The organism is Actinoplanes sp. NPDC051494 (assembly GCF_044454705.1).
In the GTDB taxonomy this organism is placed as follows: Bacteria; Actinomycetota; Actinomycetes; order Mycobacteriales; family Micromonosporaceae; genus Actinoplanes.
Genome location: NZ_JBITDZ010000003.1, coordinates 887,941 through 902,757 on the forward strand (window position 1 = coordinate 887,941; position 14,817 = coordinate 902,757).

Annotated in this window: 14 protein-coding genes; 10 read left to right on the plus strand and 4 right to left on the minus strand. The window is 71.2% G+C overall.

Annotated features, from left to right (window positions below):
* Positions 1-37: 37 nt before the first annotated feature.
* Both ACIA6A_RS16585 and ACIA6A_RS16590 read right to left on the minus strand, forming a co-directional pair.
* A complete protein-coding gene (locus ACIA6A_RS16585; protein ID WP_396098493.1) occupies positions 38-1,228 on the minus strand; it encodes an FAD-binding domain-containing protein in 1,191 nt (396 codons plus the stop codon).
* Positions 1,229-1,381: 153 nt separating this feature from the next.
* Positions 1,382-3,376: a hypothetical protein gene (locus ACIA6A_RS16590; RefSeq protein WP_396098494.1), complete on the minus strand. Its 1,995-nt coding sequence runs from the start codon at positions 3,374-3,376 to the stop codon at positions 1,382-1,384.
* Between the two features lie 86 nt (positions 3,377-3,462).
* Between ACIA6A_RS16590 and ACIA6A_RS16595 the strand changes: the two genes are divergently transcribed.
* Positions 3,463-4,626: a sensor histidine kinase gene (locus ACIA6A_RS16595; RefSeq protein ID WP_396098495.1), complete on the plus strand. Its 1,164-nt coding sequence runs from the start codon at positions 3,463-3,465 to the stop codon at positions 4,624-4,626.
* Complete coding sequence (locus ACIA6A_RS16600; protein WP_396098496.1) at positions 4,623-5,279, plus strand: response regulator; 657 nt, start codon at positions 4,623-4,625, stop codon at positions 5,277-5,279. The genes ACIA6A_RS16595 and ACIA6A_RS16600 overlap by 4 nt, the downstream gene beginning before the upstream one ends.
* Before the next feature lie 34 nt (positions 5,280-5,313).
* On the opposite strand, the gene ACIA6A_RS16605 is transcribed toward ACIA6A_RS16600, so the two are convergent.
* Positions 5,314-6,339, minus strand: a complete 1,026-nt coding sequence (locus tag ACIA6A_RS16605; protein ID WP_396098497.1) for an RNA polymerase subunit sigma-70 — start codon at positions 6,337-6,339, stop codon at positions 5,314-5,316.
* A gap of 147 nt (positions 6,340-6,486) precedes the next feature.
* Between ACIA6A_RS16605 and ACIA6A_RS16610 the strand changes: the two genes are divergently transcribed.
* The 6 genes from ACIA6A_RS16610 to ACIA6A_RS16635 all read left to right on the plus strand — a co-directional run bounded on the left by ACIA6A_RS16610 (position 6,487) and on the right by ACIA6A_RS16635 (position 10,471).
* Entirely contained in the window at positions 6,487-7,080 is a 594-nt protein-coding gene (locus ACIA6A_RS16610; protein ID WP_396098498.1) for a dihydrofolate reductase family protein, read from the plus strand.
* Between the two features lie 46 nt (positions 7,081-7,126).
* A complete protein-coding gene (locus tag ACIA6A_RS16615; protein ID WP_396098499.1) occupies positions 7,127-7,666 on the plus strand; it encodes a DM13 domain-containing protein in 540 nt (179 codons plus the stop codon).
* A gap of 83 nt (positions 7,667-7,749) precedes the next feature.
* The gene (locus ACIA6A_RS16620; RefSeq protein ID WP_396098500.1) at positions 7,750-8,403 is read left to right on the plus strand and encodes a fasciclin domain-containing protein; all 654 of its coding nucleotides are present in this window, start codon (positions 7,750-7,752) and stop codon (positions 8,401-8,403) included.
* Positions 8,404-8,598: 195 nt separating this feature from the next.
* Positions 8,599-9,015, plus strand: coding sequence for a hypothetical protein (locus ACIA6A_RS16625; protein WP_396098501.1), 417 nt, complete (start codon positions 8,599-8,601; stop codon positions 9,013-9,015).
* Positions 9,012-9,725, plus strand: coding sequence for a GAF domain-containing protein (locus ACIA6A_RS16630; protein WP_396098502.1), 714 nt, complete (start codon positions 9,012-9,014; stop codon positions 9,723-9,725). Before ACIA6A_RS16625 ends, ACIA6A_RS16630 begins: the two co-directional genes overlap by 4 nt.
* Positions 9,722-10,471 carry an ANTAR domain-containing protein gene (locus tag ACIA6A_RS16635; RefSeq protein WP_396098503.1) on the plus strand — a complete coding sequence of 250 codons (750 nt, stop codon included), beginning with the start codon at positions 9,722-9,724 and terminating at the stop codon, positions 10,469-10,471. The genes ACIA6A_RS16630 and ACIA6A_RS16635 overlap by 4 nt, the downstream gene beginning before the upstream one ends.
* 47 nt (positions 10,472-10,518) lie before the next feature.
* Here ACIA6A_RS16635 and ACIA6A_RS16640 read toward each other — a convergent pair whose 3' ends face one another.
* Complete coding sequence (locus ACIA6A_RS16640; protein WP_396098504.1) at positions 10,519-12,765, minus strand: discoidin domain-containing protein; 2,247 nt, start codon at positions 12,763-12,765, stop codon at positions 10,519-10,521.
* A 438-nt stretch (positions 12,766-13,203) separates the two neighbouring features.
* Here ACIA6A_RS16640 and ACIA6A_RS16645 point away from each other — a divergent pair, with 438 nt between their 5' ends.
* Entirely contained in the window at positions 13,204-13,764 is a 561-nt protein-coding gene (locus tag ACIA6A_RS16645) for a DUF3291 domain-containing protein (protein WP_396098505.1), read from the plus strand.
* The gene (locus ACIA6A_RS16650) at positions 13,761-14,807 is read left to right on the plus strand and encodes a hypothetical protein (RefSeq protein WP_396098506.1); all 1,047 of its coding nucleotides are present in this window, start codon (positions 13,761-13,763) and stop codon (positions 14,805-14,807) included. The genes ACIA6A_RS16645 and ACIA6A_RS16650 overlap by 4 nt, the downstream gene beginning before the upstream one ends.
* Positions 14,808-14,817 lie beyond the last annotated feature (10 nt).

Sequence of the window (14,817 nt, forward strand, 5' to 3'; positions counted from 1 at the left end):
TCCTTCGATCCGGGCCGGCCGGACCGTCGTGCGGGAATCACCCGTGATCGTCCGGCGCCACGCCGAGGCCCTTGCGCCACGCCGAGTATGATCCGATCGCTCCCGCGTGCGGCCGGTAGAGCCAGCGCCAGGGATACACCATGGCGGGCGAGAGAGCTTCGGCGCGGCGACGAAATCCAGGCACCGGAGCGTAGGTGACGGCCACCGTGCGGCCGGACAGTTCGTCGGCCACCGGTCCTCGGCGGATCTCGACGGCACGCCGGGTGGCCAGGTCGGTGAGGGTTTCGGCGAGGAAGATCAGCCGTTTGCCCGACAGTTGCAGTCGTCTCAGCAGCGGCTCGTCAAAAACGAACACCACGGGTAGCCCGGAGTGGGCGGCCAGCGCGGGATCGGCGTCGCCGAGGGACTCGGCGGTGAGCCACACCGCCGACGGTTCGCCCCGGCCGACGGGGACACGGGGTCCACCGGTGGATTCCGGGTCGGGGTCGTGGCGCAGCAGCGGTTCGGGCTCCGGTGTCCCGGCCGAGGGGGTGGTGTCCGGCCAATCCTCGATCGGGCAGTTCGCGTTCAGGGCGCAGTCGCGGCACAGCTGCGGCGCCCGCTTGAGCACCTGCCGCCGGGAGAAGCCGTACGGTCTGCCGGTCCCCGCACCGATCGTCCATTGCCAGCCCAGGCGGTTGGCGGCGCGGGAGCCGTCGAGCAGGTGAGTGAAGAATCGGTCCTCGCCGCTGGTCCATTCCGCGCCGGCCCGTACGGTCCACTGCGACGACAGCCACATCCGGGTCTGGTTGACCAGCCAGCCGTCCTCCTCCAGTTCCCTGACACACGACGTCACACAGTTCATCGTCTCCGGCCACGGCCGGTCCCAGCGGTGAGCCGGGTGGGCCGGTGCGGCGCGTAGGGCCGCTGCGTTGCGTCGTCCGATCCGCGCGTAGAGGTGCCGGGCGTATTCCTGCCAGGTGAGCTCGTCGCGGAACTTGGTGCGATCGCGCGGCGGCGCGGTGGCTGCGGCCTGCCATGCCGCAGGCAGATCGATCAGACCGTGCCGGACGTACGGTGAGATCCGGCTGGCGCCGCGCCGGGAGCGGGGCAGGACGTCGTTGCGGCGTGCGGCGTACCCGGTGAGATCGAGACCGGCAAGGACGACATCTGCTGCCGCCTGCCCACCCCGGAACTCCGGAGACGCGACAGGGACGTCACCACAAAGGTCACCGAGGTGCTCGCGCACCCACGCTGCGGCCGCATCAGGTCCCGGGCCGGGTTGGGGAAGCATCACCACCCGAGTCTGCCGGGTCAGCCGGTATCCCCGCAGGACAAAGCACCATCGGGGGTACGGGCGGGCCCGGCCGCTCGCCCGCGACGCCCGCGGCACCGAGTTCGATCAGACGCTCACCGGCACGTGACCCTCCGGGGTCCCGGCCGTGCTCCGGAGGGGCCGGCGGAGGTCAAGGATCACCAGGGCGAGGTTCACCGCCGCGGCGGCTCCGGCGATCGCGGTCAGCGGGGCGGTCAACACGGCACCGGCGGCGTGGCCGAGCAGGGCGCCGCCGACGGCCGCGCCGAGCACCACGGCCAGGGCGCGGCGGTGCGGACGGTCGCCCCGGGTCCAGGTCGCGTAAGCGCCGAGGCCGACGAACACGCTGACGGCCGGGACCACCACGGTGGTCCCGGCCACGAAAGTGTCGAGGCCCAGGGTCCAGACCAGCAGGGTGGCCAGGAACCAGCCGCCGAGCCCGAGCGGAATCGGGGTCAGGATCCGCAGCCACATACCGGTCCGCGGCCGGTAGCCACCCCGGCGGGCCCGGCGGATCAGGGCGGCGAGCAGCGCCAGGGCGATCAGTGAGCCGCCGACGGTGAGGCCGGCCAGGACCGCGGCGATGGTGGACATGCTCAGCGGTCCGGGGTCGAAGGTGACCGGGCGGGTGCCGAACGTCGAGTCGTCGGCCGTGCCGGTGTTGTAGAAAGTGGTCAACAGCTGGCGGCTCGCGTCGGCGTCGCCCCAGAAGTCGGCGGTGTGGCCGAGTTCGGGCAGGATCACCTGGCGGCCGTTGGGCAGCAGCGGCAGCAGGTCGCCGGTGGCCAGCTCGGCCGGGGTGGAGAAGTCGACGCTGCCGCTGACCAGCAGCGTCTCGACGGAGCTGGACCGCGGGGTCCGGTACTCCGCGTTGTCCGGGCTGTCCGGCCAGACCGTGGCGTATCCGGACGGGCCGCCCCAGAGGAAGTTGGTGCCGTCGCTGCGCAGGATCGAACCGGGGTCGCCGCCGGCCTTGTAGAAGGCGTCCGCGGCGGGGGCGTCGAGCATGGCGAACGAGGCGAACTCGCCCCAGACGATCGAACCGGGGAGTTGCAGGTCGCCGAGCACGGACATGGCCCACAGCGAGCCCGGCCCGCTGAGGTAGGCGTCGATGACGGTGGGCGCGTTGAGCGGGGCGGAGCTGCGGCCGTTGTGGTGCATGGCGAACATGCTGGCGGCCCGCACGGTTCCGGCGTGGATGGTGAACGGGCCCCACCGGTCCGGGACGTCGGCGGCGTCGCGCATCGAGGCGGCCAGGTCGCCGGTCCGGGCGGCGCATCCGGCGTCCGCGGTGCACAGTTCGGCGTACCGGGAGATCTGCTTGTCGGTGATCGCCGGGTCCCAGACCATGTGGCCGGGCGGGTTCACCGAGACCATGGCCGAGCGGAACAGCGAGCCGGGATGCCGCCAGGAATAGACCATCGCGGTACGGGTGCCCGCGCTCGAGCTGAGCAGGTTGATCCGGGGGTAGCCGAGCGCGGTGCGGGCAGCCTCGATGTCGTCGACGCGCTGGGCGGCGGAGTATCCCGTGAGGTCGACACCGTCGCCGGTCAGGCGCTTGGCGCAGGCGGTGAACGCCAGCGTGGTGGCCCGCTGGGACTCCGCACCGGTGAGGTCCCCCTTGGCGTACCTCATCCCGGTGACCTCGGGGCAGTCGAGCCGCCGTGATCCGTCGACGCCCCGGTAGCCGACGAGCACCACGTCACGGTCGGCGGTGAGCCGGCCGGCCTGGGGGAACGTCATGTTCGTGGAGCCGGGGCCACCGCCGAGCCGGAAGACGGGCTCGCGGGGCTGCTCCGTGGCGGCGGGGATCCGGACCACCGGCAGGGCGATCAGCTCGGACGCCGGGTCACTGCGGTTCTCCGGGACGACCAGGGTGCCGCACTCCGCCCGTACCGTGCCTGATTCGGTCTTGTAGTCGCACTTGTGCATCGAGAGCTCACCGGCCCGCGCGCCGTCCGGCACGGCCATGGTGCCGTGCGGCCACAGGGCCAGGACGGCCAGTGTGATGATGATGCCCGCGGTGACGACCAGGGCGATCGTCCGGGGCAGGGTGAGGCGTCGAGGGCCGATGTCTTCCATGACAGCCGAAGGTAGGTGCTCGCGTGGCCGGTAACCTCCCTCACGCGGGGGAGGCGCGGAGCACGGGGACCGGCCATGATCACCCGGTGAGTCGTTCCGAGCGGGCCCGCCGCTTCCTGGCCGGCCAGTCGCTGCTGGTGGCCGGTGCGTGCGGGGTCGTCGACGTGCTGACCTTCGGCCTGCAGAGCCGTTCGCACCTCGGCACCGTCGCGTGGTTCGTGGCGCTGGCCGGTGTCGTCCTGGCCGACGCGCTGCTCGCCACCCGGGCCCGATGGGCCGGCTGGGTCGCCGCGGCCGCGGTGGCGATCAACGCCGGCTGCGGCCTGCTGCTGGGCGGGCCGTCGAGCCTGCGGTTCAACGAGGCCGGCATCTTCGTCGCCTCCTATCGGGCCGGCGCGTGCCTGCGGGGGATCCCCGCCGTCGTCTCCCTCGTGGTCGTGATCGCGGGTCTTGTGCCGGCGTTCCTCGCCCGGCGGTACCCGCTCGACGCGAACCTCGCCCTCGCCGCGATCAAGACCGGCCTCGTGTCCTGGGTGGTGGGCCGCTACACCACCGCCCGGCGGGAATACCTCGACGAGGTGCGACGGCAGAGCGAGCAGGAGGAGCGTGACGCCCGCGAGGCGGTGCGGAGCGCCATCGCCGCCGACCGTGCGGCGATCGCGCGCGACCTGCACGACGTGGTCACCCACCACGTCAGCGCGATCAGCGCGCACGCCGGTGCCGCCCGGTTGCGGCTGACAAAACCGGGCACCGATCCGTCCGCGCTCACGTCGCTGCGCTCGGTGGAGGAGGCCAGCCGCTCCGCGCTCGGCGACCTGCGCGACATGCTGGACGTGCTGCACGGCCGGGGCCCCGCCGGCCACCTCGGCCTGGCCGACATCGACAACCTGCTGCACGGCTTCCGCACGGCCGCCATCCCGGTCCGGCTGGACATCACCGGGAAGCCGTTCGTCCTGCCCGTCGCGGTCGACACCGCGCTCTACCGCGTCGTCCAGGAGATGCTCACCAACGCGCTGCGCCACGGCGACGGCGGCGTCATCACCGTCACCGTCCGCTACGCGGTCACCACGGTCGAGGTGGGGACGCTCAACCCGTACCGGCCGTCGCTGCCGGTGAGCCGCGGCGGCCGGGGACTGACCGGCATCCGCAACCGCGTCCACGCCCTCGGCGGGCGGGTGCACGCCGGCCCCGGGGCGGACGACCACACCTGGAACACCACGGTCTGCTTCGATCTGCGGGAGCGCACATGACGATCTCGGTGCTGATCGCCGACGACCATGACGGGTTCCGCTCCGGGTTCCGGGCGATCCTCGACACCCAGGACGACATCGCCTGCGTGGCCGAGGCCCGCGACGGCGAACAGGCCGTCACCGAGGTCCAGCGGCTGCGACCGGACGTGGCGGTCCTCGACATCCGCATGCCGCGCCGCGACGGTCTGGGCGCGGCGCAGGCGATCCTCGCCCTGCCCGGCAACCGCACCCAGGTCGTCGTGCTGACGACCCACGACACCGACGAGTACGTCCACCGCGCCGTCAACGCCGGTGCCCGCGGCTTCCTGCTGAAATCGATGCCCCCGGAAGAGGTCATCGCGGCCATCCGTATCGCGGCCCGCGGTGACGTCCTGATCGATCCCTCCATCGTGCGCCGGCACCTGACCCGGTTCGCCGACGCCCTGGGCCCGGTGGTCCTGCCCGTGGAGCTGGAACAGCTGACCGCGCGCGAACGGGAGGTGCTGCAGTCGCTGTCGCGGGCCTGCAGCAACGCCGAGATAGCCCGCCAGCTCCACATCGGCGAGCAGACCGTCAAGACCCACATCTCCAACATCCTGCACAAGCTGCAGCTGCGCGACCGGACCCACGCGGTCGCGTACGCCCACCTGACCGGATTCGCCGAGCGACCCTGATCTGCCGACGGTTCACCCGGGCCTGCCGAACGGTTCACCCGGGCGACGACCCGGCGACGATCGAAGCGGGAAGTCCGAACGACGGCAGAACGGTGTGTTCGAAGCGGGTCAGGGCACGGATCCGATCGCCGTCGACGGCCAGGACGTACAGGCCCGCGCCGTGACTGATCCCGCCGGGACGACGCAGGTAGGCGCCGAACGCCGGTTGGCCGTTGGCCCGGGTCGCGACCAGGTCGAAACGGCGGCCGGCGTCGACGATGCGGGCGAAGAAGCGGGCCACGACGTCGCGACCCTCGTACTCGAACGGCATCGGTGGCATCGAGATGAAGACGTCATCGGTCAGCAGGGACACCAGCAGGCCGATGTCGGCCGACTCCCAGGCTTGTACGAACCGTGCCACGACCGCGTCCTCGGATCGCCGGCCGGGCGGGGCCGGCGAGCCGTGGTGAGCAGCCGGAAGCCCTCGGTGCCGCAGTCCGGCACGCGCCCGGGCGAGGGCGCTCTTGACCGACTCGACGCTGGTGCTCAGCATGGTGGCGACCTCGTCCGCCCGGAATCCGAGGACGTCCCGGAGGACCAGCACCGCGACCTGTCGCGGCGGCAGTGTCTGCAGAGCGGTCACGAACGCCAGGGAGATCGACTCCCGCTGCTCGTACCGGGCCTCGGGGCCGAGCGGGGTGACGGCGCCGCCGAGGACGGAGTCGGGGAGCGGCTCGAGCCACGGGACCTCGCCGAGCCGGGTCGGGGTGGGCGGTGCGACCCCGTCGATGTCCCACTCCCCGGCCCGGCGCCGGCCGGCCGACCGCCGGGCATTGAGGCACCGGTTGGTGGCGATCCGGTACAGCCAGGTCCGTAACGACGAGCGTCCCTCGAATCCCGCGAGGCCCTGCCACGCGGCCAGGAGGGTGTCCTGCAGGATGTCCTCGGCATCGTGCAGCGAGCCGAGCATGCGGTAGCAGTGCACCCACAGTTCACCGCGGAACGGCTCGGTGAGATCCCGGAACGCGTCGCCGTCCCCGGCGCGCGCCCGCGAGAGCAGCGGTGCTGCCGGTTCGCCCATCCTCGTCATCCTCTCCATCAGCCCCTTCACGCCCACCGTGTTCAGACACCGGCCGGCCCGTGAAGGAGCCGGTCGGCGGACGATCCCTTCATCGGCGGGCCGGTGTCGGTATCGGTGACAACTCCGAGCTTCGACAGGGGAACAGCGATGGGAAAGATCGTCATCAGTACGAACATGTCGCTCGACGGCGTCGTCCAGGACCCGGACGGCGCGGAGGGCTTCGACCGGGGTGGCTGGTTCGGCCGTTTCGGGGGTGCGGACCTGCCGGCCTGGACGAAGGTCGCGTTCGACGAGGCACTGGATGCCGGAGCGTTGTTGCTGGGCCGGCGCAGCGACGAGTGGTTCGCCGCGCGGTGGCTGTCGCGCGGCGGCGAGTTCGCGGACCGGCTCAACGGCATCCCCAAGTATGTCGTTTCCGGGAGTCGCCGAGGGCCCGCCTGGAGCAACGCGACGCTGCTGGAAGGAACACTGACCGACGCCGTCATCCAGCTGAAACGCGATGTTCCCGGCGATGTTCTCGTGTTCGCCAGCTACCGGCTCGGCCGGGCGCTACTGGAGCATGACCTCGTCGACGAGCTTCGGCTGGTGGTCTTCCCGGTCGTGCTCGGGGCCGGTGAGCGCCTCTTCGGCGAGACGAGCGGCAGCAAGCCCCTCAGCCTGATCGACGTGCGGACCCTCGGAGCGGGCCTGACCCACCTCACGTACGCGACGGCCGGGACCGGCGCGTCAGTCAAGCGGTAAGTGGTTCGTAAGACCCGGACATCTGTCGCCGGGCGCCAGGACGTCGTTGACTTCTCAGGTGTCCCGCAGACCTCGCCTCAAACCTGTCCTCGCCGCCTTCTGTGCTCTCGTCGTCCTGGGGGTGTCGTTCGGGTTGTACTGGTTCCAGCCCTGGCGGCTGCTGACCGACACCACGGTGACCGAGGAACTGGCGGTGGTCCCGACGGCGGGCCCGGGCTCACCCGTGGCGCGTGGGCCGGTGGTCCTGGCGCAGGGCTCGTTCGTCACCCACGAGCACGCGACCACCGGCGTCGCCCGGGTGGTGCGTGCCTCCGACGGCACCCGCCGGCTCGAGCTGGTCGGGCTGGACACCAGCGACGGCCCTGACCTGCGGGTGTGGCTGTCGGACCAGGAGGTCCGCCCGGACGTCGCCGGGTGGCGGGTCTTCGACGACGGCGTCCATGCCGAGCTGGGCCGGCTCAAGGGCAATCGCGGCGACCAGACCTACCGTATCGGTGCGGAAGTGGACCTCGACGAGATCCGTAGCGTCAGCATCTGGTGCAAGCGTTTCTCGGTGTCGTTCGGCGCGGCGGCCCTGTCCGCGTGACCGAGGTGCATCCGTGCGGCCCTGTCCCGACGAATGACGAGGTGGTGGTGCTCCCGCCATCTCGTGATCGAAAGGATGTCCTCATGAGGTTCACCCGATTCGGTAAGCGGACGGCCGCTGTCGTGGCCGCCGCGGTTGTCGCCGTGCCCCTGGCCGCCGGTCCGGCCGGCGCGACCGGCCGGACCAAGCCGCTCGGCACCAGGTCGCTGGCCGCGGTGCTGACCGCGGACACCGGCGGATTCGACCGCAACGGCTGGGACTACGACATCGTGACCGCCGCGGTGCTGGCTGTCCTCAAGGCCAAGCCGGGGAGTGCGGTCGGCGTCCTGACCGACGGCACCACCGCGCTGACCGCGTTCCTGCCCGACGACACGGCGTTCAAGAAGCTGGTCGCCGACCTTCAGCACAGCCGGCGGCTGCCGAGTGAGAAGGCGGCGTTCACGGCGGTCGCCGGTCTCGGCATCGACACCGTCGAGACGGTGCTGCTCTATCACGTCGTCCCCGGCGCCACGATCGACCGCAGGGCGGCGCTCAAGTCTGACCACGCAGCCCTGACGACCGCCGCCGGCGCTGCCGTCACGGTGGACGTCTACGGGTGGCGCCGGAATTCCGTCAAGCTGATCGACGCCGACCGGAGCGACCGTGACCCCCGGGTCGTCCGGTTCGACCTGAACAAGGGCAACCGGCAGATCGCCCACCGTATCGACCGGGTGCTGCGCCCCGTCGACCTGCCCTGACGTACGGAACGGCCATCGGTGCACCCGCACCGGTGGCCATTGCGTCAGCCGCACTAAAGAGTGAGTGAACTCGCGGACGCGGCGATGTGCCATAAGGTGTCATGGCGGTGGTTCGTCCGCCGTCGCTTGCTGCCCCAGACCCCCGGTAGCGCACACGAAGTTCGCACCAGGTGCCTCATGGGGAGCAGCGATGCCATGTCTTTTCTTCTGCAGCCAAGCCTCGCCCTGCCGGGATACCCGGGTGGGGAAGCAGCGGAACCGGTGGCCGAGGTCGCGGTGCACGGCAGATGGTCGCGCCGCCTCGGCCTGGACGTGTCGGCAATGGTGCGTGACCGCCTTTCCCGTCGGCCCGCCGCGGTCATCATCGACCTGTACGGACTGATCGATGAGGACGCTGCCAGCCTTCCCCTGTGGCTCGCGGTCCGCCGTGCCGCGGCCGCGGTCCGGCCGCCGATCCACGTGGCCCTGTGCCTGCCCACCACCGCCGCGCTGGACCGCCGGCTGCGGCGGATCGGCGCTCGCCGGCTGCCGATGTTCGCCACCATGGCGCAGGCTCGCGCGGCGATGACGGACCGTGCGTGTGCCGTGCCCGGCGAACGGGGGCGGGTATGAGCTCGTCACCGGAGCACATGTCCCGGCCCGGCGACGTCGCCGGGCTGGTGGCCCGGCTGCGCGCCGGGGGTGGCACGGCGGCGATCTGCGCCGACTGCCACGCCCAGCTCCCCTCGGTCTCGGGAGTCGGCCTGACGGCGTTCGACGCCGCCGGCCGCCGTTTCGTGCTGGGCACCTCGGGACGGCTGATCGACCGGATCGAGGACCTGCAGATCCGCCTCGATCAGGGGCCGTGCCTGACCGCGCTCGCCGTCCAGGCGCCGGTGCTGGTCGAGTGCCTCGCCGATCCTGAGGCCCGGCGCACCTGGCCACGATTCACCGAGGAAGCGCGCCGGGTCGGCGTCGCGGCGGTGTTCGCCTTTCCCGTGCTGGCCGGCCCGGATCCCGTCGCCGTGCTGAACCTGTGCCGCGACACCCCCGGTCCGCTTCCGGACGACGCCTACCGAAGCGCGGTGACCTTCGCGGCCGCGGCGATGACATTGCTGGTGGACGACCTGCATCTCGGCGGCAGTGCCGGCACGGCGGTGTCGATACCGGCGGCCCGGGCTCAGCAGGCGACCGGGATGGTGATGGGCCAGGCCACCATCGGCGCCGTCGACGCGCTGCATCGGCTGCGCGGGGATGCTTTCGGCCGTGACGTGCCGTTGTCGGATGTCGTCGACGAGGTGCTGGACGGCACGTTGCGCTACGGCCCCGGCCTCGAAGCGTGAGCCCTTCCTCCGCGCCGACCCGGAGGCCGCCCCGGGAGGAGCGCGTCGCCCAGGCGTTCGTCTTCCTGGCCGACACCCTGGTGGACGACTTCGACCTGCCCGACTTCCTGCACGACTTCACCGCGTACTGCACCGATCTGCTCGACGCCGACGGCGCCGGGGTGATGCTCGCCGACAAGGACGGGCGGATGCGGCTGCTCGCGTCCTCCGACGAGACCGCAAGGCTGCTGGAGCTGTTCGAGATCGACGGCGACCAGGGGCCGTGTCTCACCGCTTTCCGGACCGGTGAGACCATCGAGCACTGTCATCTCGCCACCGCTGACACCCGGTGGAGCTTGTTCGCCGAACGTGCCTACCGGGACGGTTACCGCTCCGCTCATGCCATCCCGATGCGGCTACGGGGGCAGGTCATCGGTGTCCTCAACCTCTTCAGCCGCAACCCGGATCCGCTCACCGGGCCCCACCAGAAACTCGGTCGTGCCCTCGCCGACGTCGTCACCATCGCCCTGGTGCAGCACCGCATCATCAACGATCACCGGACCCTGGCCGAACAGCTGCAGACCGCGTTCGCCACGCGCCTCGACATCGAACAGGCCAAGGGGCTGCTCGCCGAACGCCATCGCATCGATGCCGCCGAGGCGTTCCAGCGCATGCGCCGGCACGCCCGCCGCACCAACCGGAAGCTCTCCGAGCTCGCTGCCGACATCACCGCCGGCCGGGCCACCCTGCCCGATCCCGAACCGTAGACGGGCCGTCACCCCGGTGAGCACCGGGGTGACGGCCCGTCAGCACGTCAGGGGTAGGACACCACGTTGCGCGGGGTGGTGTTGCCGGCCGGGTTGGGCACGGAGCCGCCGGTGTCGTTGACGACGTTGGCGATGGTGCCGACGTCACCGAGCGAGACGGTGAGCACGCTGTGCAGCCGGACGCCGCTCCGGTTGGGCACCTCGAACGCCCGGTCCACCCGGACGCTGGGGTTGGCGTTGAAGAAGGCGTAGGAGCCGCCGCCCCAGAGCTCGTGGTCGGTGACGGTGTCGGCGACCTTGTAGGCGGCGTAACCGTTACCGCGGGGCCCGATCCAGGCCGCCTGGTTGGGTACGTCGTACGGCTTCTCGTTCTGGAAGAAGATCGTCTTGCCGCGGTTGCCGTTCCAGATCACTTCGTACTTCTGGTAGTGCTCGACAAACAGGCCGGTGGCGAGCACGTCGTCGCCGTTGACCAGCACGCCGGTGTCGCCGGTGTTCACCGCCCAGCCGGTGGGTGCGCCGCCGTGGTCGGCCCGCCAGGCCCAGATGTGGTCGACGAGCGTGTCGTCGCTGTGCACGGCGAGGGTGGTGGTGGCCTTGCCCTGGACGCTGCTGCCGATGCGGAAGAAGACGTCCTGCAGGCTGGTCGGGTTGGCGGCGTGGTCGGTGTGGACCCCGGCCTGGCCGACGCTCAGCAGCGTCGGGCTGTTGGTCGTGCCGGCGTCGAAGGTCAGACCGCTGACCTTGACCCCGTCGACGTCGGCGATGCTCAGGGCCTCGACCCCGTTGTTCGGGATCAGGGTCGGGAAGCCGATGCCGGTCACCACCGTGTTGGGGCGGGTGACCCGGATCGTCTGGTCCAGCGAGTAGGTGCCGGGCGTGAAGAACAGGTTCAGGCCCTGCGCGAGCGCGGAGTTGATCCGGGCGGCGCTGTCACCGGGCTTGGCGACGTAGAACTCCCGCATCGGGATCGAGGAGCCGGCGGTGTTCGGCCAGCTGGCGCCGGTGGAGTTGCGCCGCACCGCGGGCACGAAGACCCGGTAGAGGCCGGCGCTGTCGACGTACAGGTAGGGCTTCTCCCGGGTGACCGGGGTGGTCGCCAGCGTGGTGTGCGGCGGGTTCGGGAACGCGTTGGCCGGGGCGCCCTGGACACCGGAGTAGACCATGTTCCAGACGCCGCCCTCCCAACGGCCGATCCGGCTGTCGCGGGTGTACCACTGCTGCTGGGAGCCGGAGGACACGGTGCCGTCGACCACGGAGTCGGCCAGGTAGCCACCGCTGGAGTAACCCTGCCCGTTGTCCTGGTTGGAGGGCGCCAGCGTCAGGTTGCCCTTGATGTGCACCCGGCGCATCGGGGCGGCCTGGGAGACGGCCCAGCGGTTGGTGCCGCCCTCGGGCACGATGGACAGGTTCTCCATGCTGCGCCAGAAGTTCTGGGTCGCGTTGGACTCGTCGCCGTAGTTCCAGCCGGAGTCGACGTTGACCGCGCCGTTGATCGTCACGTCGTCGGGGTTGAGGCCCAGGCCGGCCAGCGAGGTGTAGAAACCGACGTTGGCCCAGATCCGCCCGTACGTGCCGGGCTTGAAGAGAAACACGTTGCGCTGGGTGCCGAACTGCGCGGTCGGGCTGCGCAGCTGCGCGTTGAACGCCTGGTCGACCGCGGCCTGGATGGTCGCCGCGGGCGTGGACGGGTCGTAAATCTTGACGTTCGCGCCCAGGTCCGGGGTGTCCGAGGTCGGCAGCGCCGGTCCGGTGGGGGTGGGCGTCGTCGGGTTGGTGCCGCCGCCGGCGAAGACCTGGAATTCCCAGAGCGAGTAGCCGTACGGGGTGGCCCGGGTGGTGCCGTTCATCCGCACGTACCGGCCGCTGCCGGTGACGTTCAGGGTCTGGACGCCGGCCTGGCCGGTGGTGACCGGGGTGATGGCCGTCCAGGTGGTGCCGTTCGGCGAGGTCTGGATGGTGAAGGCCGAGGCGTACGCCGCCTCCCAGTTCAGCACGACCTTGCTGATCGACTGGGTGCTGCCCAGGTCGACCTGCAGCCACTGCGGGTCGGCGAACGCGCTGGACCAGCGGGTGCCGGCGTCGCCGTCGACCGCGGCGGCCGCGGTGAAGCCGTTCTCGACCGACGAGGCGGTGGCCGTCTTACCCTGCGACACCGGGGTGTCCGCGGCGCTGGCGGCGGTGGTCACGGAGACGACGGTGAGGCCGAGGGCCGCGGCGAGGACGGCGCCCAGCACGCCCCGGCGGCGCCGGCGTTTCTGCGGGGGTGGGGAGGTCAGTGTCGGAGGTGTCATGTTCCTGCCTGTCAACTGGTTGCCGGGTCTGTGGGGACAGACGCGTGGCGGGCGGGGGTGACCGTGCGGCACGAGCGGAGAGCGCTCTCTGGGATTGTTACTTCGCTGTTGCTGCACGTCAATGTCCTGGCAACAAAGGATGGGCGGGTGAGCGAGATCTTGCCCCTTTTGCCGCGCTCACGGCCGTCAATTTTGATGGTGTGAACGAAAATTCGCGAAATGCTTCACCAAAAGTGTTATTGCGTACGAACGGTGCCGCCCGGCCCCGTTCCCCGTGCGTGACCCTAGGCTTCCGGCCATCGATCGTTGTAAAGTGACGCGCAGTCCAATCACGACGGAATCCTTGTCCATCGGCCCCTTCGCACGTGTTTCCGGTGATTTCCCCGGTCGGGGACACGGAAACCCGCGTCTGGATGGCCGGCCCGCTGAGAGGGACCCGTGCGACGTCTCGCGTTCTCGACCTGCGCCGTTCTGAAAGAGCCGTACGACCATCCGGCCACCGCACCGTTCGACGAGCTGACCCCGCAGGTCTACGCCACGGCGGAGCGGCATCCGGCGTTCGTGTGCCGGGCCGACTACGCCGATGACCGCGACGACCTCGAGGAGTCCGAACGGGACTGGGGCTCCTGGGGGCCGCTGGCCCTGCCGTCCCGCTATCGCACCGAGTTCGGCGACGGGCCGTACCGTGCCGCGCAGACGCTGTCGGTGTGGACGGACCTCCAGGGGGTCCGTGACTTCGTCTACTCCGGTCTGCACCTGAGCACCCTCAAGCGGCGCGACGAGTGGTTCCAGCCGGTGAGCTGGCCGACCTATGTGGTGTGGTGGATCGGCGACGAGCTGCCCACCTGGCAGGACGCCGCCGACCGGCTCGACCTGCTGGCCGACCTCGGCCCCACGCCGCGCGCCTTCGACCTGCGTCACGCGTTCGACTCCCGGGGCCCGGTGACCGCGTCCGGGCGGCCCCGGCGCGATCCGGACCCGGCGGACGTGCCGCGGTGAGCTTGCCCGGCCTGATCGCCGGTCTGCGACCGCTGCCGGACGGGGCGACCTTCGGTGCCGACATCGACGAGACCCACCGCGTCCTGCTGGATCCCGGCGCCGACCCGGAGTCGCGTACGACCGCGCTGAACCGGTGGCTCGCCCGGTCGCAGCCGTGCCTGTTCGGCCGGCTCGCCGCCCGGCAGCACCTGGGCGTCGGCGCGGCCAAGGGACTGGGATACCGCATCGTCTGGGTGCACGAGGACGAGGTGGTCGCGGACCCGGGCACCGTGGCCACCCGGATCCGGCAGGCCCGGCGGCAGTGGAAGGACCAGGCCGAGTACGGCGAGGTCAGCGCGTTCCTGGTGGTGTTCCACGGCCCCCGGCTGGCCGCCGCGAAACCCGGGCCGGACCTGCTGGACATCTGCCGTGGACTGGCCGGGCTGTACCTGGTCGAGTTCGGTGGCATCGAGGCCGACGTCGTCTACACCGAGTCGGTGCCGCTGCGCGACGCCGCGGGCCGGCTCGCCCTCTACAAGGCCAGCACGCAGCTCTTCTACACCGGCGCCCACCTGATGCGTAACCACGACCGGCGGTTCCCGGGCGGGATCGCCGTCGTCACGAACGGCCCGGGGCACTTCGCCCGGTCGCTGGTGCGCCGCGAGCTGCAGGACGAGCCGGGCGCGCTGCGGTTCACGCGGGAGACCGCCTACCGGTCGGTGGGCAACGGCGGGATCGGGCATCCGCACCGGCTGGGCAGCAGCTGGCACCACCATGACGGGCGCCCGGACCCCGGCGCCGACCTGGGCCGGTTCTCCGCGACCTATCAGGTGGACGTGCTGGTGCAGAGCGATGTCGTCACCGACGGCCGGCCGCGCCTGGACGCGCACGAGGACAAGGACGTCTGGCCCGACCTGCACCTGGAGTACATCAGCGACCGGGCCACGCCGGCCGGTGATCCCGATCTCGGCTGGTACAACGGCCTGCCGGTGGACGACGCCGCGAAATACCACAACCCGTGGACCCCGCGCCGTGCCGAGAACTCACCCGACTTCAACTACTGATCACGACGGC

Excerpts from the sequence above, each read along its gene's own strand:
- ACIA6A_RS16590 (WP_396098494.1), bottom strand. The coding sequence starts at position 3,376 with ATGGAAGACATCGGCCCTCGACGCCTCACCCTGCCCCGGACGATCGCC.
- ACIA6A_RS16600 (WP_396098496.1), top strand. The coding sequence starts at position 4,623 with ATGACGATCTCGGTGCTGATCGCCGACGACCATGACGGGTTCCGCTCC.
- ACIA6A_RS16605 (WP_396098497.1), bottom strand. The coding sequence starts at position 6,339 with ATGGGCGAACCGGCAGCACCGCTGCTCTCGCGGGCGCGCGCCGGGGAC.
- ACIA6A_RS16610 (WP_396098498.1), top strand. The coding sequence starts at position 6,487 with ATGGGAAAGATCGTCATCAGTACGAACATGTCGCTCGACGGCGTCGTC.
- ACIA6A_RS16620 (WP_396098500.1), top strand. The coding sequence starts at position 7,750 with ATGAGGTTCACCCGATTCGGTAAGCGGACGGCCGCTGTCGTGGCCGCC.
- ACIA6A_RS16625 (WP_396098501.1), top strand. The coding sequence starts at position 8,599 with ATGTCTTTTCTTCTGCAGCCAAGCCTCGCCCTGCCGGGATACCCGGGT.
- ACIA6A_RS16630 (WP_396098502.1), top strand. The coding sequence starts at position 9,012 with ATGAGCTCGTCACCGGAGCACATGTCCCGGCCCGGCGACGTCGCCGGG.
- ACIA6A_RS16640 (WP_396098504.1), bottom strand. The coding sequence starts at position 12,765 with ATGACACCTCCGACACTGACCTCCCCACCCCCGCAGAAACGCCGGCGC.